The sequence below is a fragment of the Gelidibacter sp. genome (genome assembly GCF_053579655.1).
The window spans coordinates 120,881-142,958 of record NZ_JBMDWE010000004.1 but is presented as its reverse complement, the minus strand read 5'-3'; the positions used below and the strand labels follow the sequence as shown (position 1 = coordinate 142,958).

At 37.2% G+C, this 22,078-nt stretch carries 20 protein-coding genes; 7 read left to right on the top strand and 13 right to left on the bottom strand.

Features of this window, described 5'->3' with window-relative positions; translation table 11 throughout:
* Positions 1-131: 131 nt before the first annotated feature.
* The 3 genes from ACOH2D_RS03805 to ACOH2D_RS03795 all read right to left on the bottom strand — a co-directional run bounded on the left by ACOH2D_RS03805 (position 132) and on the right by ACOH2D_RS03795 (position 2,864).
* Positions 132-590 (bottom strand): hypothetical protein, encoded by a 459-nt coding sequence (locus ACOH2D_RS03805; RefSeq protein ID WP_449534403.1) that lies wholly within the window; start codon positions 588-590, stop codon positions 132-134.
* Between the two features lie 154 nt (positions 591-744).
* Positions 745-1,977, bottom strand: coding sequence for a M48 family metallopeptidase (locus ACOH2D_RS03800; RefSeq protein WP_449534402.1), 1,233 nt, complete (start codon positions 1,975-1,977; stop codon positions 745-747).
* Positions 1,978-2,066: 89 nt separating this feature from the next.
* Positions 2,067-2,864 (bottom strand): TrmH family RNA methyltransferase, encoded by a 798-nt coding sequence (locus tag ACOH2D_RS03795; RefSeq protein WP_348035255.1) that lies wholly within the window; start codon positions 2,862-2,864, stop codon positions 2,067-2,069.
* Between the two features lie 612 nt (positions 2,865-3,476).
* Between ACOH2D_RS03795 and ACOH2D_RS03790 the strand changes: the two genes are divergently transcribed.
* Positions 3,477-4,280 carry a DUF6503 family protein gene (locus tag ACOH2D_RS03790; RefSeq protein ID WP_449534401.1) on the top strand — a complete coding sequence of 268 codons (804 nt, stop codon included), beginning with the start codon at positions 3,477-3,479 and terminating at the stop codon, positions 4,278-4,280.
* A 234-nt stretch (positions 4,281-4,514) separates the two neighbouring features.
* Here the strand turns inward: ACOH2D_RS03790 and ACOH2D_RS03785 are convergent, their stop codons facing one another.
* The 3 genes from ACOH2D_RS03785 to ACOH2D_RS03775 all read right to left on the bottom strand — a co-directional run bounded on the left by ACOH2D_RS03785 (position 4,515) and on the right by ACOH2D_RS03775 (position 10,052).
* On the bottom strand, positions 4,515-5,813 hold the full coding sequence (locus ACOH2D_RS03785) for an amidohydrolase family protein (RefSeq protein ID WP_449534400.1): 1,299 nt from the start codon (positions 5,811-5,813) through the stop codon (positions 4,515-4,517).
* Between the two features lie 115 nt (positions 5,814-5,928).
* Complete coding sequence (locus tag ACOH2D_RS03780) at positions 5,929-8,901, bottom strand: amidohydrolase family protein (protein ID WP_449534399.1); 2,973 nt, start codon at positions 8,899-8,901, stop codon at positions 5,929-5,931.
* Between the two features lie 83 nt (positions 8,902-8,984).
* Positions 8,985-10,052, bottom strand: coding sequence for a DUF3810 domain-containing protein (locus ACOH2D_RS03775; protein ID WP_449534398.1), 1,068 nt, complete (start codon positions 10,050-10,052; stop codon positions 8,985-8,987).
* A 165-nt stretch (positions 10,053-10,217) separates the two neighbouring features.
* On the opposite strand from ACOH2D_RS03775, the gene ACOH2D_RS03770 reads away from it, so the two are divergent.
* Positions 10,218-11,678 carry an aminoacyl-histidine dipeptidase gene (locus tag ACOH2D_RS03770; protein ID WP_449534397.1) on the top strand — a complete coding sequence of 487 codons (1,461 nt, stop codon included), beginning with the start codon at positions 10,218-10,220 and terminating at the stop codon, positions 11,676-11,678.
* 219 nt (positions 11,679-11,897) lie between these two features.
* Here the strand turns inward: ACOH2D_RS03770 and ACOH2D_RS03765 are convergent, their stop codons facing one another.
* From ACOH2D_RS03765 to ACOH2D_RS03755, 3 genes are read right to left on the bottom strand one after another with little or no spacing between them, the layout of a single operon-like run.
* Positions 11,898-13,055, bottom strand: coding sequence for a peptidylprolyl isomerase (locus ACOH2D_RS03765; RefSeq protein ID WP_449534396.1), 1,158 nt, complete (start codon positions 13,053-13,055; stop codon positions 11,898-11,900).
* 9 nt (positions 13,056-13,064) lie between these two features.
* Positions 13,065-13,613: a gliding motility-associated peptidyl-prolyl isomerase GldI gene (gene gldI, locus ACOH2D_RS03760; protein ID WP_348035262.1), complete on the bottom strand. Its 549-nt coding sequence runs from the start codon at positions 13,611-13,613 to the stop codon at positions 13,065-13,067.
* Positions 13,610-14,626 (bottom strand): DHH family phosphoesterase, encoded by a 1,017-nt coding sequence (locus tag ACOH2D_RS03755; protein WP_449534395.1) that lies wholly within the window; start codon positions 14,624-14,626, stop codon positions 13,610-13,612. Before ACOH2D_RS03755 ends, gldI begins: the two co-directional genes overlap by 4 nt.
* A gap of 173 nt (positions 14,627-14,799) precedes the next feature.
* Between ACOH2D_RS03755 and ACOH2D_RS03750 the strand changes: the two genes are divergently transcribed.
* A complete protein-coding gene (locus tag ACOH2D_RS03750; protein WP_348035264.1) occupies positions 14,800-15,219 on the top strand; it encodes a nucleoside-diphosphate kinase in 420 nt (139 codons plus the stop codon).
* A 238-nt stretch (positions 15,220-15,457) separates the two neighbouring features.
* Here the strand turns inward: ACOH2D_RS03750 and ACOH2D_RS03745 are convergent, their stop codons facing one another.
* The 4 genes from ACOH2D_RS03745 to recF form a co-directional block, all read right to left on the bottom strand.
* Positions 15,458-15,649, bottom strand: coding sequence for a cold-shock protein (locus ACOH2D_RS03745; RefSeq protein WP_348035265.1), 192 nt, complete (start codon positions 15,647-15,649; stop codon positions 15,458-15,460).
* A gap of 456 nt (positions 15,650-16,105) precedes the next feature.
* Positions 16,106-16,402 carry a DciA family protein gene (locus tag ACOH2D_RS03740; RefSeq protein WP_348035266.1) on the bottom strand — a complete coding sequence of 99 codons (297 nt, stop codon included), beginning with the start codon at positions 16,400-16,402 and terminating at the stop codon, positions 16,106-16,108.
* A gap of 52 nt (positions 16,403-16,454) precedes the next feature.
* The gene (locus ACOH2D_RS03735) at positions 16,455-16,874 is read right to left on the bottom strand and encodes a lipocalin family protein (protein WP_348035267.1); all 420 of its coding nucleotides are present in this window, start codon (positions 16,872-16,874) and stop codon (positions 16,455-16,457) included.
* 98 nt (positions 16,875-16,972) lie between these two features.
* Positions 16,973-18,055: a DNA replication/repair protein RecF gene (recF, locus tag ACOH2D_RS03730; RefSeq protein ID WP_348035268.1), complete on the bottom strand. Its 1,083-nt coding sequence runs from the start codon at positions 18,053-18,055 to the stop codon at positions 16,973-16,975.
* 132 nt (positions 18,056-18,187) lie between these two features.
* On the opposite strand from recF, the gene ACOH2D_RS03725 reads away from it, so the two are divergent.
* The 4 genes from ACOH2D_RS03725 (at position 18,188) to mutL (ending at position 22,066) form a co-directional block, all read left to right on the top strand.
* Positions 18,188-18,955, top strand: coding sequence for a tetratricopeptide repeat protein (locus ACOH2D_RS03725; protein WP_348035269.1), 768 nt, complete (start codon positions 18,188-18,190; stop codon positions 18,953-18,955).
* 4 nt (positions 18,956-18,959) lie between these two features.
* Positions 18,960-19,445, top strand: a complete 486-nt coding sequence (ribH, locus tag ACOH2D_RS03720; protein WP_348035270.1) for a 6,7-dimethyl-8-ribityllumazine synthase — start codon at positions 18,960-18,962, stop codon at positions 19,443-19,445.
* Positions 19,446-19,931: 486 nt separating this feature from the next.
* Positions 19,932-20,213: a riboflavin synthase subunit beta gene (locus tag ACOH2D_RS03715; RefSeq protein WP_348035271.1), complete on the top strand. Its 282-nt coding sequence runs from the start codon at positions 19,932-19,934 to the stop codon at positions 20,211-20,213.
* Between the two features lie 2 nt (positions 20,214-20,215).
* A complete protein-coding gene (gene mutL / locus ACOH2D_RS03710) occupies positions 20,216-22,066 on the top strand; it encodes a DNA mismatch repair endonuclease MutL (RefSeq protein WP_449534394.1) in 1,851 nt (616 codons plus the stop codon).
* Positions 22,067-22,078: the final 12 nt, after the last annotated feature.

Below are 22,078 nucleotides of genomic sequence, written 5' to 3'. Positions count from 1 at the left end.
ATTTGGTAACTGTTGGTGTAAAACACCAACAGTGGCAAAGATAGAATGCAAAACTATTTGTAAACGGTCGGCAGAAAACACCAATAAAGGCAAAGCGAACCAATCTTCCACAGAAGACAATTCAAAAAAACTTATTGTAGTTTTCTTGGAGGATGATGTCTTGGAATTGGAACCCGAGTCCATTTCTCAGATTTTTTTGGTTTTTCAACTTCCTTAACCTTTGTTGCAGGCGCGTTTAGTTTCTTTCGGTTCTGTCTTTTTTGGTAGGCAATAAAAGGTTTGGATGTGACCTTATTGTCATATTTTAAATGGTGAATAAATATAGCAAAAGGAGTGGTCGGTTTCCACTCGTTCTCCGCCAACGCAACTCGCAAAAGAGTTAAGTCAGGATTTTTGTCTTCTGGCTGAGGTTTTAATCGATTGAGATTATCGATGTATTTCCGGTAATATTTTGAGAATAAAACAAATTTAAGATCGAAGTTGTTGAGTTTGTTGTAAAATGCTGCAATTTCAACATGAGTTATCTTTTCTTGATCTCGGCTACTTTCAAGCTTATCTCTAAATTCTGAAATTATAGTATGAAATCTCATGTCATTTTTATAAAAAAGTAGTGTTCCAAAAGAAAGCGTATTTCATGTGAAAAAATCTGTCACATTGGTCGCATGTCGTTGAATGTAAAAATAGTTAATCCTTTAAAATATTCCGTTTTTCAACTTGAAAATAGTTTGGAAGTCCAACTTAATGCTACTTCCTTAAATTCCTAACCCGCTCCAAAAGCGTTGGATGTGAGTAATGCACCCAAACATAAGCAGGATGTGGTGTTAAATTGCTCAAACTGTTTTTTGAAAGTTTTTTTAACGAACTGACTAAAGGTTCAGCTTTATAAGTGTTTTTCGCATAATCATCGGCTTGATATTCAAATTTGCGTGAGAAATGATTCATGACAAATCCAGTCAGTTCTGAAATAGGCGAGTAGAGCAATCCAAAAGCGATTAAGCCCACATGAAAACTAGGGCTATCCACACTAAGTGCATTGGATAAAAGCGGATTTGAAATAAATATAGACAAGATAAAAAGCGTTAATCCTGTCAGTAATAAGGAGGCAATCAGATTAAAAATAATATGCTTCTTTTTGTAGTGTCCGACCTCATGAGCCAATACAGCGACAATTTCCTCGTTATCCAAATCACTGACCAAAGTATCATAAAGGGTTACGCGTTTCTCTCTTCCAAATCCTGAGAAATAAGCATTAGCTTTGGTGCTACGTTTGGAACCATCGATCACAAATATTTTATCAAGATTAAATCCAACGGAATTGGCGTAATCTGAAATTTGATCCCTTAATTGGCCAGCTTCCAATGGTGTTTGTTTATTGAATAAAGGAACAATGAGTCGCGCATAAAACATATTGGTGAAAATGCTAAACACGGCAACCAATGCCCAAGCATACAACCAAAAGTAAGTTCCTGTTACCTGATAAAACCACACTATCAATGCTAAAAGTCCACCGCCAACAACTGCCATCATGAGTAAACCTTTGAGTTTGTCCAAAATAAAGGTGGTTCTGGTGGTTTTATTAAATCCGAAACGCTCCTCGATCACAAAGGTTTGGTAATAGGAAAAAGGGGTGCTGAGAATATCACTTCCCAACATGATGATTCCAAAAAAGATGAGCGCGATGATGATGGGATTGTCGCTATAACTTCGTGCGATGTTATCGACAAATTCAAAACCATTCAATCCTAAAAACACTAAGGTCAATACCAAAGAAAATGTTGTGGTGATCAAGCCAAATTTGTAGTTGGTAGTTTTATAACGTTGTGATTTCTGATATTCCTCTTGATCATAAACATCCTTTAGTTCCTCAGGAATAGGATCATTATAACGTTTAGCATTTAGAGCATCCAGTATTTTATCAACCAGAAAATCGATGATAATGATGGCAATTATGATGTAGAAAAGAGTAGTGGAATTCATGTTTTTTAGTCTTCAGTATGCAGTGTTCAATCGGCAGTCAAGATATTGATAGTTTATCTTTTGCGTCTTAGCGCTTCTGCGAGTGAATATTATTTAAAGTTTCTCTGTCTTTTTGCTTCAAAAATAAGGATTCCCGCAGCCACAGATACATTCATACTATCAATTTCGCCTTGCATCGGAATGACGATATTTTGAGTGGATTGCTCCAGCCATTCAGCACTCAATCCCGTGGCTTCAGTACCCATTACGATCGCAGTAGCTTTGGTGAAATCTTGAGTAGTATAAAGTTCAGAAGTTTGTAAAGCAGCGCAATAGATAGCAATATTTTCTCCCTTCAAAAATGAAATAATTTCAGAAGTTGATCCTGTGGCAATCTGATTTGTAAAAATACAGCCCACACTACTTCGGATGATATTAGGATTGTATAAATCTGTTTTGGGGTTGGCAATGATTACCGCATCTACATTAGCGGCATCTGCTGTTCTCAAAATGGCACCAATGTTTCCGGGTTTTTCTGGAGCTTCGGCTACCAAAATCAAAGGATTTTCAGACTTAAACTTGATATTGTTTAAATCGTGAGATTTTGTTTTGGCTACAGCAATGATGCCTTCAGTAGTATCTCGGTGCGCCAATTTTTGATAGACGTCTTTGGAGATTTGGATGATTTTTGTTTGCGCAGATTTTAGGCTATTTACCTGTGCTTCTGAAAATATTTCAGGATAATACAAAATGGTTTCCAACTGATAGTTCCCTTTTAACGCTAATTCGATTTCGCGTGCCCCTTCAATTAAAAACAATCCTGATTTTTTGCGATCCCTTGATTTTTCCTTGAGCAGATAAAGCTCTTTAATGTAAGGGTTTTGAACGCTTGTTATTTCTTTATTCACAGATGAGTAGTATTTTGCTTCCGCAAATTTACTCAATATGAACTAAGAATTGTTGCATTATAGAGAAATTGACAAACGAGATCCATTAAAAACAATATTCCTTTTGAGAAGTTAATTTCACTCATTGGCACGAATAATTTAGCACAAATATTTTATATCACTATTGTCCGGAAAAGAATTAAGACCGCTCCGCTGATAGAACCAAGAACAAAGACTAAACACGTAATTAATTGAAAATATGGGCGGTGAAATTCATAAATAGAATGGATTATGATGTTTTACCAATAGTTTTCAAAAACCGAGAAATGAAGGATGTTCAGGATCAAAAACGTTGAAAGACCTTTGTTGATTACGATTCTTAGAAGATCAATGCAACTTTAATCGGACAACAACGATTTTATTTAATGAATAATCGACGAACTCGACCTTGTGACTGCCTAGCGCGGTGCGATAGGACGGACAAATTTATGCTTAAAACTTATTACCTTGGGATGAAGAAATTGATCATAGCCTTCGTAATTTGTTTTTATGTAATTTTAGAAAGAATTTGTCGTTGAACTTTAAACTTATCAAAACTGATTTCCGTTTTGAGGAAATCTAAACCAATCACTTATGAGAAAAATTATTTATTTATCACTAGCACTTGTCATTATGGCTTCTTGTAAAGACAAAAACGCTGAAACTCAAACAGAGACCGAACCTTATATTGAAGAAGAACTCGATGTCATTACAAGGGTCTATCCTGAAAATTTAACTGAAGTTTTTGATGCCCATGGTGGAATTGATGCTTGGAATGAAATGGAAACTTTAGAGTTTTCGGTTGAAAAACCTGGAGGTTATGAAATTACCACTACCGATTTAAAAGACCGCTACGCACTTATAGAAATGCCCAAAAACACCATTGGATTTGATGGGGAAGTTCTGTGGACGAAAAATAAGGATAACACTGTTTTTAAAGGTAACCCAGAATCTTACTATAATTTGATGTTCTATTTTTATGCGATGCCTTTTGTTTTAGCTGATGATGGAACGATGTACGCCGAAGCTGATTCTTTAACTTTTGATGGTAAAACTTATCCTGGGATTCAAATATCCTACGAAAATGGCGTTGGCGTTTCTTCCAATGATGAATATATTTTATATTATGATGCCGATTCCCATCAGATGACTTGGTTGGCCTATAAAGGTGCGAATGCTGAAAATGAAAAAAGCAACGAATGGCATTTTATCAAATACAGCAATTGGCAAGAGGTTGAAGGCATGTTGTTGCCAGAAACTATGGTTTGGTACAATGTTGAAAACAATAGACCAACGACTCCAAATCATGAGGTTAAATTTGTTAGCCCCATGTTGACCACGGTTAAGATGGATATTAGAGTTTATGGCAGACCTGAAGGTGGTGAGTTAATTCAGTAGTTATATAACGGGGAGTACAAAGTATTAAGTATAAAGATTCAATTTGTGAGAAATGGAAAGTAATCTTTTAATTCCTTTAGGTGAAAATCCAAACAAAAAAATCTGTCGCTCCCTAAATTAGGATTGACAGATTTTTTTAATTAGAAAAGTTTTATTTAGAGTTTTAACTTCAATTTCAACTTCGATTTGAATTTCTTCCTTCAGGCTTCGAGCATCCAGCTTCCAGCCCTCTAATTATTTTTGCGCTTTATACTTCTCATCATAACGATTCCAAAGCTCTGTTTGATTTGTTTCTAAACTCACTAAACGTCCGTCAATGAATGCGTGGGTAAGTTGATTGGTACGCATGTCTAAAGCATCGCCTTCACTGATAAATAATGTTGCGCTTTTACCTTCTTCCAAGGTGCCATAATCTTTGTCGATGCCTAAGATTTTTGCAGTATTGGACGTGATCAATTTTAGGGCTTCTTCTTTATCCAATCCATATACAACAGTTGTTCCTGCGTAAAATGGAAGATTTCTAGAGCTCATACGCTCCATGTCTCCGTTTGCGTTTAAAGCTACCAAAACACCTTTTTTAACTAATAATGACGCTAGTTTATAAGGCATATCATAGTCGTCATCTTCTTGATTTGGAAGCGAGTGAACACGCTGAACGATCACAGGAATGTTATGTTCTTTAAATAAATCGGCTACTTTATAAGATTCACTACCGCCAACAATGACCAAATGTTGAACCTTATTGTTTTTTGCAAAATAAATGGCATCAGTAATACCTTTTTCATCATTAACATTGATGTATAGTTTTTTAGAACCATCAAAAAGCCCTTGAGTAGCGCCATACGGTAAGTTAACCGTCGCTTTGTCTCCTGCAGCATACGCTTTGGTCTCATTGAAGAATGATGTCACTTCGGCCACTTGCTCGCTGTATTTATCGTTAATCTTTAATCCTGCATCTTCACCCAGCCACCATCTGCCACGACTAAAGCTACTTGGCCAGTTCATGTAAATGCCGTCATTCACTTTAACGGTAGCATCTTCCCAGTTCCATGCGTCAAATTGAACAACCGATGAGGTTCCTGAAATACGACCACCTTTTGGAACAATCTGTCCCAACAGAACACCATTTGGGCGCATAGATTCCACAAGTTTCGATTCCGCATTATATGCAATAATACTTCTGATGTGCGGATTCATTTCTCCCATCTCGCTGTCATCTACGGAAGCTTTTATGGCATCTATTTCTGCCAGACCTAAAGTAGATGAAGGCACGATAAAACCTGGATAGACGTGTTTGCCTTTGGCATTGATAACTTCCATTCCAGAAAGATCCGTCTGAGATCCACTGGACACAGTAGTCAATTTACCATCCTTAAAAATGATCAGACTATTTTCGACAACCTTGCCATTACCTAAATGGGCGGTTGCACCAGTAATCGCAATCGGTTTGGATTGTTTTGACGCTGGTGTTTGTTGTGCAAACCCAAAGGTGGTACACAAAGCGATGATGAATATATATAGGTTGTTTTTCATATAAACTTATTTTCATTCCCTCGAAGGAGGGAATCTTATTATGATTTAGTTAAAGATTTGTTTTTTCTACCGTCTACCGACTGCCAATTGAAGACTGAAGACTGAAGACTGGAAACTACTCCGAGTCACAATGCATCAGTTCCTTTTCTGTCTTTTTGATAGGCTGTGTTTTCAAACCTTTATTTTTGGCCTGTAACATTTCATTGATCAATTGGCTTTTTTCCAGTTTGACTTTCTCTCTGATCATTTCATCACGTTTTAAATCAAAAAAGGTAACACCTTCAATAATGGTTTTTTCGGCTTTAGCATAAATAGAAAGCGGATGGTCTGTCCACAACACCACATCGGCATCCTTGCCAACTTTAATACTGCCCACACGATCATCAATATGTAATAATTTTGCAGGATTCAACGTCACAAATTTCCAAGCTTCCTCTTCACTAACACCACCATATTTAACCGTTTTACCAGCTTCCTGATTTAATCGGCGGCTCATTTCAGCATCATCACTATTAATGGCAACTGTGATGCCTACATTGTGCATTATGGCAGCATTATAAGGGATGGCATCGTTAACTTCAAATTTGTAACCCCACCAATCGGCGAAAGTTGAACCTCCGATGCCCCGTTCATGCATTTTATCAGCTACTTTATAGCCTTCCAAAATGTGGGTAAACGTATTGATTTTAAAGTTAAACTGATCAGCCACCTTCATTAGCATATTAATTTCACTTTGTACATAAGAATGACAGCTGATATAGCGTTTACCTTCTAGAATTTCGACAAGGGTCTCCATTTCGATATCCTTGCGGTATGGCTTGCCACTTTTTTTATCAAGTTGATACGCTTTCGCTCTCGTGAAATAATCAATATAAACCTGCTCGACGCCCATTCTCGTTTGTGGGAATCTGCCACCAGACCAGTTGGATTGTTTTACGTTTTCACCTAAGGCAAATTTGATGGTCTTTGGGCTGTGCTCAAAAATCAAATCTTTTGCAGCATATCCCCATTTTGGTTTAATTATGGCCGAGCGACCTCCAATTGGGTTTGCAGATCCGTGTAAAATTTGAATCGTCGTGACACCACCTGCTAAATTTCTGTAGAGATTAATATCGGTATCGTCCAATACATCTTCAAGGGTCACCTCTGCGGAAGAATTATGTCCGCCTTCGTTGACTGAAGCTGCTGCAATATGCGAATGCTCATCGATAATACCTGCAGTTAAGTGCTTGTCAGTAGCATCAATGACTTGAGCGCCACTTTCCGATAGATTTTTACCGATTTTTGCGATTTTTCCGTTTTTGATAAGTACATCTGTGTTTTGCAAGATGCCATCTTTTTCACTCGTCCAAACGGTTGCGTTTTTAAATAGTAAAGTTTCAGCTTTTGGCAAGGTTTCAAAACCATAACCATTGTTAGGAAAGGTGATTGGCGAAACTAAAGCATTGGCATCTGTTTTGTCCGCATCAGCATCGTCTTTCTTCTCAGCTGTGCCATCTTTTTTGGCATCGGTTTGTTTCGCAAAAAAGCTCATCTCTGTTCCATTGGGCATAAATGCTTTTCCGGTCAGATTTTTATTGGCATCGACGTTGGCGATAATTCTGATAAATTCTTGTTTTGTACTATCTTGAGTTGTAAAAGCAATATTTGCCCAATCGTCTGCATAAGATATTTTTGTGCCTCGTTTTTTGTTGTTGGAAGTGATATCTGATTTCAGTTTGTTTAATTCTCCCGAAAGGGTCATTTCATAAGCTTCACCAGCAAGAGAAAACTCATATTTCCCAGTAATGTCAACAATGTTTCTGTTTTCAATGGTGTTTTTTTGACCTTGAACCCAGTTTTCAAAAAGGGTGGTTTTCTTGTCAAAAATATCTCCAGAAGTAATTAAGAAGTTCGCGTAATTACCATTTTTTAAAGTTCCAATTTTATCAGATTTTCCTAAAAGCTGCGCTGGAATAGTTGTTAAAGCTTCCAATGCTTTTTCTTTGGAAAGTCCTGCGTCAATCGCTTTCATTAAGTTAGCTTTAAAATCCTTTGGCGATTTTAAACTGTAAGTAGTTAATGCAAAGGTCACATTATTATCGGCCAATAATTTTGGATTGGTCGGTTTTTGGTTCCATGCTCTCATATCGTGCACTGAAAGTGTAGAGGCTAAAAATGCATTTTCTACATCATAGGCATCAGGGAAGTTGATTGGGATAATCATCGGGGCATTCATGGCTTTAATTTCCGCCATACGCTCATATTCATCGCCACCACCTAAAATAACATATTGGATATTGAAAAGATCGCCCACTTTATCAGCGCGCAAACTATTAGCTCTACTGCCTGCTTCGAAAATTTGAACCAAAGATTTGTTGTTGTTCAAGGCTTCGATAGAAAGGTCCTTTGTTTTTGAGTTGCCCTTGGCATACCAATCAGCATCATAATAGAATTGACGCAATAAAGCCATACTTCCCATGATTGAGGATGGATAAGCTTGATTGGAAGTAACACTTTTAGTAAATGAAAGGTATTGTGCAGATTTGGTGTCCAAAACTCGCATGCCATTGTCGTCAAAAGAATTCAGGGCCACTAAAGTCCCCGTTCCGCGTACAATTCCATCTTGGATATGTGTGTTGACAACTCCAAAACCAGCTTTGATCAAATCTTCCGCTTTTTTGGGATCGTACTTGAATTGGTCAATGGCGTTGTTTTCTGGCATGACGTGATCATTCCAGTAAAATCCTGAACGCGAGGCGTCATATTGGGAACTTCTTCCGGCGCCCGCTTGACGTTTTGGTTTTTCAATTCCAAAGTCTGAATACATGTCAATAAAAGACGGGTAGATGCTTTTTCCTGAAGCATCAATTTGCGTCGCATTTTTCGGAATGGTTACCGAGGTTCCTGTTGCGACTACTTTGCCATCCTTAATAAGCAAAGTTCCTTTCTCAATGATTTGAGTGGGCGTGACATAAATTTTGGCATTTGTAATTGCGGTGTAATTGGTGTTTTTAGCTGTAACACCATCGTTTTTAGGGAAATAGTCTTGTGCAAGCATCGAAAAACTGCACATAAACGTCATGAGGGTCAAAAATGATTTAATCATACGGTTGTAGTTAGTTAGAAAAATGAGTTCTAAAGATAAAAAATATGGACTATGGAGTAGTGTATTAAGAAATTTTTAACGTTTCATAAGGGATGCGTTTCAAAATAGTTGACTAAAAGAGCCACCACATAACTGTAGCTCTCAATACCTCCTTTTTGGTTATTTGCTTTTAAGAAACCGCTATAGGTATTTTTGAAGAAGACCTCAGAAATGTTTTCGTAGGATTTCCAGAACAATCGTGATTCTTCATAGTTTTTTAGAATTCCAATATTCACTTTCATTAAGAGTTCTTCATATTTCACAGGATCTCTGAGATAGATGTCATTTAGACAATGACGCAAAGCGAATGAATATCCAGAGTAATTAAAATAAATATTCTCATGTTTCATGGCGGCCAAAGCACCAATAAAATTGGCCTCATTCTCGGCCGCATAGCCCAATTGATGCGCAATTTCATGACTTGCGGTGGTCGGATATTTGTAGGTTGGAATAAGTCCGTCAATTTGTGCCTCATTAGTAAATGGGTTCAGATAGCCACTAAACCCCATATAGGTTAAGGGCAAACTATAAATGGAGCGCTTTAAGCTACTTGGCCAATAGGCAAGGTGTGGATATTCCTTGGCGAGTTGGTCATAGCCTTTGGGTGTGAGTTTAAGAAGTTCTTTTTTGGTATAAGGCATCACAACTTTAGTCGTGTCGTTTTTTTCGATGATGCCATGAATGACGTTAGTTTGAAGAATCAAATCTTCAGTAAATTTCACCAATTGCGCGGTGGAATAATCGTTTTCTATTTTTAATGATGCATGTAATGGCAATCGGTAATAATTGAAAGCCCAAAGGATGTGAAATGCAAAATAAGCTATGGAAACTGCCGATAGGATATCTAAAATATAGTTTTTTGTGTCTTTTCTCAGGCGTTTCCTGTTCATGAAAATCCATCTGATGATATAAATTCCTGCTATGGTGTATAGAATATCTCCCACCGAGAAGGGAATCCATCCAAAGACAAAATGCATCACTTTGGAAATCCATTTGTAAATGCCGTTGCTATAATAGGTCTCAACTAATCCAGGAAAATTTGCCAATACTTTTATGAGCAATATTTGAAGTATCAGAGAAAGGGCAATAATAAGTTTTGTGTGTTTGCGCATGCCTCAAAAATAGAAAATTGTTTTATAAAACATCCATGAATCCCTACCTTTGTAGAACAACATAATTCAGACTTATGAAATGAGCATGACCAAAATTCGTCCACATACATGAATGGAAAATTGCGAAATACATATGACCATTAAAAAAATAATAAACATCTACATATGAATACAGAAATAAGACAACTAGAGCCAAAAGTGCTTTGGAATAAATTTGCCGATTTAAATGCCATACCGCGACCTTCAAAAAAAGAAGAACGTGTAATTGCTTTTATAAAGGATTTCGGTCAGAAATTAGGATTGGAAACTTTTGAAGATAAAGTAGGCAATGTCATCATCAAAAAGCCTGCGACCTCAGGGATGGAAGACCGTCAAATTGTGGTCATGCAATCGCATTTGGATATGGTCCACCAAAAAAATAACGATACGCAATTTGATTTTGATACTCAAGGGATTGAAATGTATGTGGACGGCGACTGGGTAAAGGCAAAGGGTACAACGTTGGGTGCTGACAATGGTATCGGTGTTGCCACCATTATGGCCATTTTGGAAAGTACGGACATTCCGCATCCTGCTATTGAAGCGCTATTTACGATTGATGAAGAAACTGGAATGACGGGCGCCAAAGGATTGGAAGGCGGTTTGTTGCAAGGCGATATTCTTTTGAACTTGGATACCGAAGAAGATGACGAAATTGGTGTTGGATGCGCTGGAGGTGTTGATGTGACTGCCACAAGAACGTATCAGGAAGAAGAAACACCTGAGTTTAAAACAGGTTATAAAATCACGGTAAAAGGCTTGCAAGGTGGTCACTCCGGAATGGATATCCATAAAGGATTTGGGAATGCCAACAAGTTGATGAACCGTTTGCTTTTTGATGGTTTTGAAAACTTCGGATTGCGTATTTCTGAAATTGATGGCGGCAGTTTGCGTAATGCCATTCCAAGGGAAAGCAACGCGATTGTAGCGATTGACACGATGAATGAAGCCGCTTTTCATACGGAAATGGAAGAGGTCATCGACGATATCAAAACCGAATATAAAACTTTGGAACCTAATTTGACGATTGAGATCAGCAAAATAGAGACTCCAGAAAAGATGATGGATTTAGGAGTTCAAGAAGGTTTGACCAGAGCAATCTATGCAGCTTGTAATGGTGTTTACAGAATGAGTCCATACATTGAAGGTTTGGTGGAAACCTCAAATAATATTGCAAGAGTTATTGTTAAGGATGGCAATATCACGATTGCTTGTTTGACGCGTTCATCTGTTGAAACTTCAAAATGGGACTTGGCGAATATGTTACGGGCTACGTTTGAACTAACGGGTTGTGATGTGGAATTTGATGGTGATTACCCAGGGTGGAAACCTAATATGGATTCGAAAATCTTAAAGGTATTATCGGAGTTATATACCAAAATGAATGGTAAGGACGCTCATGTGGCCGCTTGTCATGCCGGTTTGGAATGTGGTATTTTAGGACAGAATTATCCAGAGATGGACATGATTAGTTTTGGCCCTAATATCAAAGGAGCGCATTCTCCGGATGAACGTGCGCAAATTTCATCTGCACAAAAATACTGGAAATTTGTATTGGAGATTTTGAAGAACATTCCAAAAAAGTAAGGGGATTGAAATTCCAATTTCTAAATTCCAAAATCCAAAATGGCATTGATAATCTAGTAATATATTTTTTGGAAAAATAGATTCGGAATGAAAATTTGAGTTCTTATTATTAATAGAAATAGTTATAAAAAAAGCAGCTTTAAGATTTCTCAAAGCTGCTTTTTTGTTTTCTTATTCCGCTATAATTATTGGAATTTATATTTTTGGAATTTCAAAGATTTACTTTTGTATTTCCACCATATCAATAATAAAAATCAAATCTGTATTTGGTGCAATCATGCGATTACCACGTTCTCCATACGCCAAATGTGATGGTAAATAGAAGTATGATTTGTCGCCAACCTGCATTTGGTTGACTGCTTCTTTAAAACCTGGAATCATTTGTGCATCGGGGCTGATTGGCATTGGCATTGGGTTATACATTTGCGCCTCATCTTTTTGTGGATTGTACATGCCGTAATGCTCTTCAACAGTTTTTACGTTACTGTCAAAAAGACGTCCGTCCGTAAAATAGCCTTCGTAATTAAGCATTACTGTTTCGCCATTTTTTGGTTTTGCACCAGATCCTTTTGTGATGTTGTACATTTTTAAACCAGAAGCCAAGGTTTTTGATTTGCCTTCATAAGTATCTAATGCTGGCTTCATATCTGCAGCAGCTGCTGCGATTTTTTCTGCTTTCTCCTTTTCAGCTTCTTCTTGTTTGGCAAGACGTTCTTTTTCAACTTTTTCAGCATCTGCAAAATGGTTTTTGAAAATACTTGGAGCATCAAAGTTTTTAGCGTCTTTTCCTTTTCTGATGACATTGACTTCTTCCATAATAACTGGCTCTACTGGTTTGTCGCCTGGTTTTGTGGTTTCAAGGCCAGCTATCGTATGGAGTACATCTTCACCTAAGACGATGTATCCAAATACATTATAGGCACCATCTAAAAATGGCGTCGGAACTTCGGTAATATAAAACTGGCTGCCGTTAGTGTTTGGACCTGAATTGGCCATCGCTAAAGTTCCTACTTTGTCGTGTAATAAATCTTCAGAAATTTCATTGTTAAATTTGTATCCTGGGCTTCCGCTTCCAGTGCCTGTTGGATCTCCACCCTGAATCATGAATTCATCAATAATTCTGTGAAAAGTTAAGCCATTGTAATATTTTTTACCAATGTGCATACTATCCACAAGCGTGTTTGTGCCTTCGGCTAGCGACACGAAATTCGCAACGGTAATAGGTGCTTTTTCATATTCCAGACGAAGTACCATCGTGCCTTTGTTGGTAATAATTTCAGCATACAATCCATCTTCTAAATCTGGATATTTGTCTTTGCAAGCCGTTGCAGTAACAAGGACCATTAGTAATACGAGGCCAAGAGCCTTTTTAATCATTCGCATAGTTTATTCGTTTTTGGTTTGAATTATTGAATTTACGGTCACTTCGCAAATTACTGGAGTGTTGGTGCCAATTTTGTTTTTGTCACCATAGTAACCATAAGCTTTTTGGGAAGGAAATAAAAAAGTAACGGTTTCACCCGGCTTCATTAGTTTTAAACCTTCTCTAAGTCCTGTAAAGATTTCTTGCTGATCCATGGCATAATCCCGTGGACGGATCTCTTCATCTGAATAGATATCATTGCCATTAAAATCTTTGACATCATAATCAAAGTTGACAATGTCGCCAAAGGAAGGCGTTATGGTGTCTTTTTCAACTTTCGTGTTATAATAGTACCAAAAGCCACTTTCTGAAGCAATATATTTTTTTGAGGTATCTTGTTTGATGATATTCTGAATCTGCGTAAACTCTTTTGCATTCAGCTTTTTGTTGCGTTCTGCTGATATTTTTATAAAGGATCCCGACTTTTGAGAAATTGGTTTTCTGGCTTCAGGAGACTTGCAACTGCTGAGGCCAACGGCTAATATTAAGATGAAAAGAAAGGCTCTTGTCATGGATTTAGGGTGTGTTTATAGCGTGGCAATATACTAATAAATTTTTCAACTGTATCATTTAAACTGAGGTCACTTTTACCACCAGCAGCGTTAGTATGGCCACCGCCTTCAAAGTTTTCACGGGAGAATTCGTTCACTGAAAAATCGCCTTCGCTTCGCAAAGATATTTTAATGATGCCTTCCTGTTTGTGTTCAATAAAAATAGCTGCAAAAATGACACCTTTGATAGAAAGTCCATAGTTTACAAAGCCTTCAGTATCTCCTTTTCTAAAGTTACCAGCATTCAGTTCTTCTTGCGATAGGGTAATATATGCTGTTTTATATTCCGGAAGTACTTTCAAATTATTAAGGGCAACTCCTAAAAGTTGTAAACGTTCATAACTATTGGTATCGTATATGGCGTTATAAATTTCAGAATGGTTAGCGCCTTTATCGATCAAATAGGCGGCTACCAAGTGCGTGGTGCTTGTTGACGACGGAAATCTAAAAGATCCAGTATCGGTTAAAATACCAGCGTAAAGGCATGTCGCCATGGCTCCATCGATAGCGTCAACATCGCCAAGCTTGCTTATAAAATGGTAGACCATTTCACAAGTAGAACTCATGCCGACATCACTATACATATATTTAGCATAGTGATCTGGTTGTTGATGATGGTCAATCATGATTTTGATCGCTTTTGAATTGGCCAAAGGCAATTCCATGTCGCCAGCGCGATGAAATGCGTTAAAATCTAAGGTAAAGATGATATCCGCTTTTTCGATCAGATTTTCTGCATTGGATTTATCAGATTCGTAAATGATGACATCTTCATGGCCTGGTAGCCACTTCAGGAAATCAGGATAATCATTTGGGACAACAACGGTCGCTTGATGATAATTCTTTATAAGATAGTGGCAAAGACCAAGGGTAGAGCCCATCGCGTCTCCATCAGGATTTTTGTGTGGGACAATGACGATGTGTTTTGTCGTCGCTAATAAGGCCTTAATTTCTTTAATATCTTGTTCTGTCATAGCCTGCGAAGATACAATTTTTTAATATCCATAATATGGTTTTTACTTATAAATGCCTTACTTTTGCACGAAATTTAAAAGCGCTTTGTAAAAGGCGAATCGCTGAAAGGGGATCAGTTTGGAGGGACCAAATAATGAAAATAATAGTAATCAGAATTAATTAAATTACAAATATGGCAACTAATAGAACGTTTACAATGCTTAAGCCAGATGCAGTCGAAAAAGGACATATTGGCGCAATATTAGAAAAAATCAATGCTTCAGGTTTTAGAATCGTAGCATTAAAATTAACACAAATGACTACTGCTGACGCACAGGCGTTTTATGCTGTTCATAGCGAAAGACCTTTTTACGGCGAGTTGGTGGAATTTATGACACGCGGACCAATTGTTGCTGCAATTTTAGAAAAAGAAAATGCGGTTGAAGATTTCAGAACTTTGATCGGTGCAACAAACCCTGCTGATGCAGCTGAAGGAACCATTCGTAAACTGTTCGCAGCTTCTGTTGGTGAAAACGCAGTTCACGGAAGTGACAGTGATGAAAATGCTGCTATTGAAAGCGCTTTTCATTTTGCTGGAAGAGATATGTTCTAATTAAGAGATTAGACAGCTTTGGCTTTAGACGTTAGAGACTAGACTAAAAGATAATAGAATACAGGCTTTTGTGTTTTATTTTGATCTAGGATTTAAATCTCAACATGATAAATCAATGCAATACCTATAAAAAAGCCTGGAATGATATAATTCCAGGCTTTTTTTGCTGGAGATCTCATTGAAACAAAAAGCCCTGCAACTAGTGTTGCAGGGCTTTATCATTAAAAAAGCTTATATATTAGATAACTTTTACGTTAACTGCGTTTAATCCTTTTTTCCCTTCTGTAAGATCGAATTCAACGTCATCGCCTTCACGAATCTCGTCAATTAAACCTGAAATGTGAACAAAATGTTCTTTGTTGTTTCCTTCTTCTACGATAAAACCGAAGCCTTTAGCATCGTTGAAAAATTTTACTGTTCCTTTACTCATTGTAATAAATATTAAATTAATTGTATATAATAAGTCAAAGATAGTTCCAAAAAGAATACAAATTACATTTTGGACAAAATTCTTTTGAATATTTTTTTCGCGTAAATTTTCTTTCATCATTTCAAATCAGCAGGTTGCACAGTTATATGGCTATTATAGCCATACCAATTCAATTCCTAATTCCGATTATTAACAATATAATTCAGTATTATTTCGTTTGAGAAAAAATCGGTCAAAAAAAAAGAGCGGTTATAACAGCTGCTCTCTATTAACCAGTAAGCTACATTGTTTTCCTAATAGAGCTGAGACTCCTGCCGCAATGCCGCCAATAAGACCTGTAATTAAAAGCAATATAAATGAACTCCCGTCCAAAGGCAACAACACCGCTATTTTTTGATAAAAAAATCGCTAAAAATGGAATCAAAAACACAGCAGTTCGGTCCAGGCTGCTCTCATTTAACGAAGTACCAGCTTTTTAATGACTTCTTTGCCAAGCGACTCGTTCAGCATGGCAATGATTTTCTCGGTGCCATAACTGAGTTCTTCCCGAAGAACGCTCGAGCTGAGCTGTACATAAAGTGTATCGCGTTCCAATTGGATGGCCGTTGTGTAATTGTTGACGCCGTTCCCCATCATTTGTGCCCATGCGTCTTGAACGTTTACTTTGTCCAAACCTGTTTGGAGCTTGTTGGAGTCCACAAATTCTTTAAGGAGATCACTGATGGAGAGGTTGTCTTTAGTACGTTTTGCCATTTTAGAAGTTGTTAATTGTTCTTTGGAACCAAGTTTTTTACAATTTTGGAGATTATTCGTTCACATTTATAGGCTCAAAGCGCTTGTAAAGATACTTTATGTGTTGATCATTGATGATTAAAAGTTGATCTTCCGTGGCGTTTAAAACCGTTTCTTTCCATTCAGAAAAAGGTGTGGAATAATAAATATGCAGACTGTCATTCTCTATTTTTAACTTTAGACTTTCAGCATCGTCAGAAGTTGTGTAAGTCCCATCGAAACCTGGTTTTAGTTTTTTTCGAAAGCCTGTTAAACTGTCGGAAATATTAAAATAATCGACCGTATCGTTATAGTTGTAATCGCGTTTGGAACCATCGGCTAAGGTCACTTCATCAATTTCCCAATAACCGTTCAAATGTTTGACAAATGAATTTGGATCATTCGAACAGTTCAGGAAAATTAAGCTAAAAACTAAAATTATATATTTTTTCATAAGATGTCAATCATTTAATTTTCAAAAATCAAGTACCAAACTTCAAAAGTACTTTCATTTTAAAGAGTCTCTGGGATTTGGAATTTTAAATTTGTAAGTTATTTCAATTTAAATATTTTATAAGATTGATGCACTTGTTTGATAATGTTTTCGGTGCGATCGGCGTGTGTATCACTAATAAAAAGCTGTCCAAAATTTTTGTTGTCGACCAGTTCTAAAATTTGCGCCACGCGATTTTCATCTAATTTATCAAAAATATCATCCAAAAGCAAAATCGGGGAGAAGCCACTTTTTTGTTTTATAAAATCAAATTGTGCCAATTTCAAGGCGATCAAAAACGATTTTTGTTGTCCTTGGCTACCAAATCTTTTAATCGGAAAACCATCAATCTCAAAATTCAAATCGTCTTTGTGAATGCCGACCGAGGTGTATTGTAGGGCCTTATCTTTATTGATGTTTTTTCTTAAAAGAACGTTTAAATCCTCTTCAAATAAATCGCTTTTATAACTCAAATGTACAGGCTCGTTGTTATTGCTTATCGCATTGTAGCGTGCTTTGAAAATCGGAATAAATGTTTCCAAAAACGCTTTTCTGATGGTAAATATTTCAGAGGCATAGCCATGCAATTGCTCGTTGTAAATTTCCAGGGTTTGCGCATTAAAGGTGTTGTTCAGTGCGAAATATTTTAATAAGGCATTGCGCTGTTGCAACACTTTATTGTAGTTGATAAGCTGGTTGAGGTAGTTTTTATCGCTTTGCGAAATGACACTATCAATAAATTTCCGTCTGGTCTCGCTGCCTTCAATAATTAAATCTCTATCGGCAGGAGAAATAATGACCGCTGGAATAAACCCAATATGGTCGCTCAATTTCTCATAAACTTTAGAATTTCGCTTAATTACTTTTTTTTGACCCTTTTTTAGTGAGACGACGATTTTTTCTTCACGATCGTCTTTTTCAAAAACACCTTCAATCACAAAAAAATCCTCGCCATGTCTGATGTTCTGAGAAGCTAATGGATTAAAATAACTTTTTCCGAAAGACAAGTGATAAATCGCATCCAAAACGTTGGTTTTTCCAATGCCATTGGCGCCTACAAAGCAATTGATCTTTTGATCAAAAGTGAAGTTTTGACTATCAAAATTCTTGTAATTTAGTAAAGAAAGTGAGTTTAAAATCATGTAAAATATTCGCTTTATAATCAGATTGTTTTCCAACAATGCGAAAGGATGCGCAAATTATTGAAAAATAACAAAATTACCTTTCAAATATCAATAAATATTATAATTTTGCGGCGCATTAATAATGACGATATGGCAACTTATAAGAAAAGAGGTTTCAAACCGAAAACGCAGGAAGAAAAGACTGAAGCTTTAGAAGCAAACTCAACAACGGCTGAGGTATTTAATACTTTAGACGAGACCGCTTCTAAAACGGAAGAATGGGCAGTAAAAAACCAAAATTATATTATTGGTGCTATTGCAGTTGTTGCTGTGGTTGTTTTAGGGTTTTTGGGATACAACAAGTTTGTTGCAGAGCCTAAGGCTAGTGAAGCAATGAACGATATGTTTAAAGCACAACAGTATTTTGAGCAAGCCGTTAATGGAAATACAGCTAAAGATTCCTTATATACCTTGTCTCTAAACGGAGGTGAAGGAAAATATGGTATGTTGGATATTATTAAAGAACACAGTGGTACACCAGCAGCTAACCTAGCTAACTATTATGCTGGAATGGCTTATTATAGCTTGAATGACTACCAAAATACTGTGAAATATTTGGGTAATTTTTCAACTAAAGATAAAATGTTAGGCCCTATTGCAAAAGGAAGAATTGGAGACGCTTTTGTACAGTTGAACCAACCTGAAGATGCGTTGAGCTATTACGAAAACGCTGCAAAAATGAATACAAACGACTACACGACTCCAATGTTTTTGTTTAAAGCAGGTAATGTAGCATTGAATTTAGGTAAAACAAAAAAGGCTCTTGAGCATTTTAATACCATTAAAGATACGTATCCAACGTCAAGTGAAGCAGCTAATATTGATGTGTTTATAGGAAAAGCACAAGCAAGTTTGTAAAAAAATGGCAACAAAAAATCAGAATTTATCAGATTACGATAAAAACACAATCCCAAACGCGAAGGACTTTCGGTTTGGGATTGTTGTTTCAGAATGGAATAATAATATCACAGACAATCTTTTTAAAGGTGCTGTTGATACATTGATTGAACACGGAGCATTGTCTGAAAATATTATCAGCTGGCATGTTCCAGGTAGTTATGAGCTCATTTATGGTAGCAAAAAAATGCAGGAACATAAAGTGGATGCCGTGATTGCCATAGGTTGCGTGATCCAAGGAGAGACCAAACATTTTGATTTTGTTTGTGAAGCCGTTTCTTCTGGGATTAAAGACCTTAATGTTCTATACGACACACCTGTTATCTTTTGTGTGTTGACTGACAATGACATGCAACAATCTATCGACCGCTCAGGTGGTAAGCATGGAAACAAAGGTGTAGAAGCTGCAGTAGCTGCTATTAAGATGGCGGTTTTACGTCAGAAAGCGTAGTTCAGTCGGCAGTTGGCATTTTTCAGTTTGCAGTCACAGTCGCAGATGGCTGATAGGTAGATCGGTCATCGGCCATCGGCCATCTGTCATCGGTCATCGGTCATCTGTCATCGGTCATCGGTCATCGGTCATCGGTCATCGGTCATCGGTCATCGGTCATCGGTCAGTACTTCCAAATTCGTGCTTTTCGTTAACAATTTTTAGCAGTTAAAGTATCGGTTTTCCTCGTATTTTGAGTACATTTGAAATTCACAAAGGCAAACATTCAACAGTGAATTTATTTAATCAGCGTCAACCTAAACGTTTCAGTTACACACCAAGACATCTCAAAGTACACCATAAGGACAAATCAAATGACTTTGATCCTCAATGGCGTCAAACGACACAGCGTAAGAAGAAAACGCCATCATTACCTATTCTCCTTATTATTCTAGGTATGGTAATTGTTATCTGGTATGTTTTAAGTAACTACGAAATTTAGAAATTATGAGCATCTTTAAAACACGTCAAAACAAAAAATACAATTACGTACCGCGTCACTATCAAGGGGAAGGCAATCCTTTTGAAATCAAGCATAAATTTGACGACCAAAGAAAAACCATCACAAAGGTGGGTTTAAAAGGTAAATTCATAAATGCTTGGGACGATTATAAAAACACACCTGATGCGGCAGCAAACAGACGAACGCTCATTATTATTGGCATTTTAGTTTTTATATTTCTGTTAATAATAGGTTTTGATTTGTCCATATTCTTTCCAAAAGGCTAATAATGTCAGATATTATTCAACTTTTACCAGATCATGTTGCTAATCAAATTGCGGCAGGAGAGGTCGTGCAACGTCCTGCTTCTGTGGTCAAGGAATTACTTGAGAATGCCATTGATGCTGATGCAACTACTATTAAATTAATTATTAAAGATTCGGGCAAAACACTGGTCCAAGTCATTGATAATGGTAAAGGTATGAGTGCGACGGATGCACGCTTGAGTTTTGAACGTCATGCCACTTCTAAAATTCGATCAGCCGATGATTTGTTCAGTTTGAATACCAAAGGTTTTAGAGGGGAAGCATTGGCGAGTATCGCCGCTATTGCACATGTCGAATTGAAATCAAAACAAGATGCGGACGAACTTGGAACGCTGATTGCCATTGAAGGCAGTGAAATTAAAACCCAAGAAGTTACGGTTACGCCAACAGGTACTTCGATTGCTGTAAAGCATTTATTTTTTAATATTCCCGCGCGTCGTAACTTTTTAAAATCGAATACGGTCGAATTTCGCCATATTGTTGACGAATTTCATCGTGTGGCTCTGGCTCATCCAAAAATCGCCTTTGCGATGTACCATAATGGAAGCGAAGTTTTCAATCTTCAGGAGAGCAACTATCGCCAGCGTGTGGTTCATATTTTTGGTACAAAAACCAATGAAAAATTGGTTCCCGTTGAGGAAACCACGGAGGTGTTGACCATTTCAGGATTTGTGGGCAAACCGGAATTTGCTAAAAAAACCAAAACAGAACAGTTCTTTTTTGTCAACAATCGCTTTATTAAAAGCCCATATCTTAATCATGCGATCAACGCCGCTTTTGAAGGCTTGATCAAAGATGGCAATCATCCCATATATTTTTTAAATTTAACGGTCGATCCAAAATCGATTGATATCAATATCCATCCCACAAAAACGGAGATAAAGTTTGATGATGAGCATACGCTTTATGCTATTTTAAGATCGTCGGTGAAGCACAGTTTGGGGCAGTTTAATATTGCGCCAGTATTGGATTTTGAATACGACACCAATCTGGATACGCCTTATGATTACAAAGATAAAGGCGCTTCAACCCCAACGGTGGAAGTCGATAGAGATTATAATCCGTTTCGGGAAGAACGCATCTCTGGCAAGCAAATCACAGCATTTCGAAAACAAACGCCCAACAACTGGGATAGTTTATATGTGGGATTAGAATCCAAAGGCACGCGTGATAAGCAAGAGTTTAGTCAAGTGGAATTTGAGAGTGAACCCGAAAAAACGTCTTTGTTTGACGGCGGATTATACACAGATACCACACAAAGTACCTATCAGTTTCAAAATAAATACATCATCAGCACCATAAAATCCGGAATGTTGATGATTGATCAACATAGAGCACACCAACGGGTTTTATATGAAGGCTTATTGAAAAGCATGACAGTTAAGGAGGCGGTAAGTCAACAGTTGTTATTTCCTTTACAATTGCATTTTACAGGTTCTGAGCTGTCGATTTTGAACCAATTAAAAGAAGATTTAGAAGCTACAGGCTTTGTTTTTTCAACCATTGACGACGAACTTGTAGAAATTATAGGACTTCCTATAAATGTGCCGGACAGCGAAGTTTCCATTATTTTGGAACAACTTATAAGCGATGTGGAGCAGGAAGTGCCTGATAGCCATTTTAGCGCCACTGATTTGCTGGCAAAATCCATGGCGAAGACTTTGGCCATCAAAACAGGACAGTCTTTATCAAATTTAGAGCAGGAACATTTAGTGAATAGTCTATTTGCATGCAAGGAACCATCGGTTTCGCCAACTAATAGAGCCACATTTATTACCATGTCGATTGATGAAGTTGATAGAAAATTTATGTAATTTTATTTAAAG

Bases quoted from the DNA above. Each gene is read 5' to 3' on its own strand.
- ACOH2D_RS03715 (WP_348035271.1), top strand. From the start codon at position 19,932: ATGAGCATCTTTAAAACACGTCAAAACAAAAAATACAATTACGTACCG.
- recF (WP_348035268.1), bottom strand. From the start codon at position 18,055: ATGATTTTAAACTCACTTTCTTTACTAAATTACAAGAATTTTGATAGT.
- ACOH2D_RS03750 (WP_348035264.1), top strand. From the start codon at position 14,800: ATGGCAACTAATAGAACGTTTACAATGCTTAAGCCAGATGCAGTCGAA.
- mutL (WP_449534394.1), top strand. From the start codon at position 20,216: ATGTCAGATATTATTCAACTTTTACCAGATCATGTTGCTAATCAAATT.
- ACOH2D_RS03740 (WP_348035266.1), bottom strand. From the start codon at position 16,402: ATGGCAAAACGTACTAAAGACAACCTCTCCATCAGTGATCTCCTTAAA.
- ACOH2D_RS03735 (WP_348035267.1), bottom strand. From the start codon at position 16,874: ATGAAAAAATATATAATTTTAGTTTTTAGCTTAATTTTCCTGAACTGT.
- ACOH2D_RS03805 (WP_449534403.1), bottom strand. From the start codon at position 590: ATGAGATTTCATACTATAATTTCAGAATTTAGAGATAAGCTTGAAAGT.
- ACOH2D_RS03770 (WP_449534397.1), top strand. From the start codon at position 10,218: ATGAATACAGAAATAAGACAACTAGAGCCAAAAGTGCTTTGGAATAAA.
- gldI (WP_348035262.1), bottom strand. From the start codon at position 13,613: ATGACAAGAGCCTTTCTTTTCATCTTAATATTAGCCGTTGGCCTCAGC.
- ACOH2D_RS03790 (WP_449534401.1), top strand. From the start codon at position 3,477: ATGAGAAAAATTATTTATTTATCACTAGCACTTGTCATTATGGCTTCT.
- ACOH2D_RS03745 (WP_348035265.1), bottom strand. From the start codon at position 15,649: ATGAGTAAAGGAACAGTAAAATTTTTCAACGATGCTAAAGGCTTCGGT.
- ACOH2D_RS03800 (WP_449534402.1), bottom strand. From the start codon at position 1,977: ATGAATTCCACTACTCTTTTCTACATCATAATTGCCATCATTATCATC.
- ACOH2D_RS03775 (WP_449534398.1), bottom strand. From the start codon at position 10,052: ATGCGCAAACACACAAAACTTATTATTGCCCTTTCTCTGATACTTCAA.
- ACOH2D_RS03785 (WP_449534400.1), bottom strand. From the start codon at position 5,813: ATGAAAAACAACCTATATATATTCATCATCGCTTTGTGTACCACCTTT.
- ACOH2D_RS03765 (WP_449534396.1), bottom strand. From the start codon at position 13,055: ATGATTAAAAAGGCTCTTGGCCTCGTATTACTAATGGTCCTTGTTACT.
- ACOH2D_RS03780 (WP_449534399.1), bottom strand. From the start codon at position 8,901: ATGATTAAATCATTTTTGACCCTCATGACGTTTATGTGCAGTTTTTCG.
- ribH (WP_348035270.1), top strand. From the start codon at position 18,960: ATGGCAACAAAAAATCAGAATTTATCAGATTACGATAAAAACACAATC.
- ACOH2D_RS03755 (WP_449534395.1), bottom strand. From the start codon at position 14,626: ATGACAGAACAAGATATTAAAGAAATTAAGGCCTTATTAGCGACGACA.
- ACOH2D_RS03725 (WP_348035269.1), top strand. From the start codon at position 18,188: ATGGCAACTTATAAGAAAAGAGGTTTCAAACCGAAAACGCAGGAAGAA.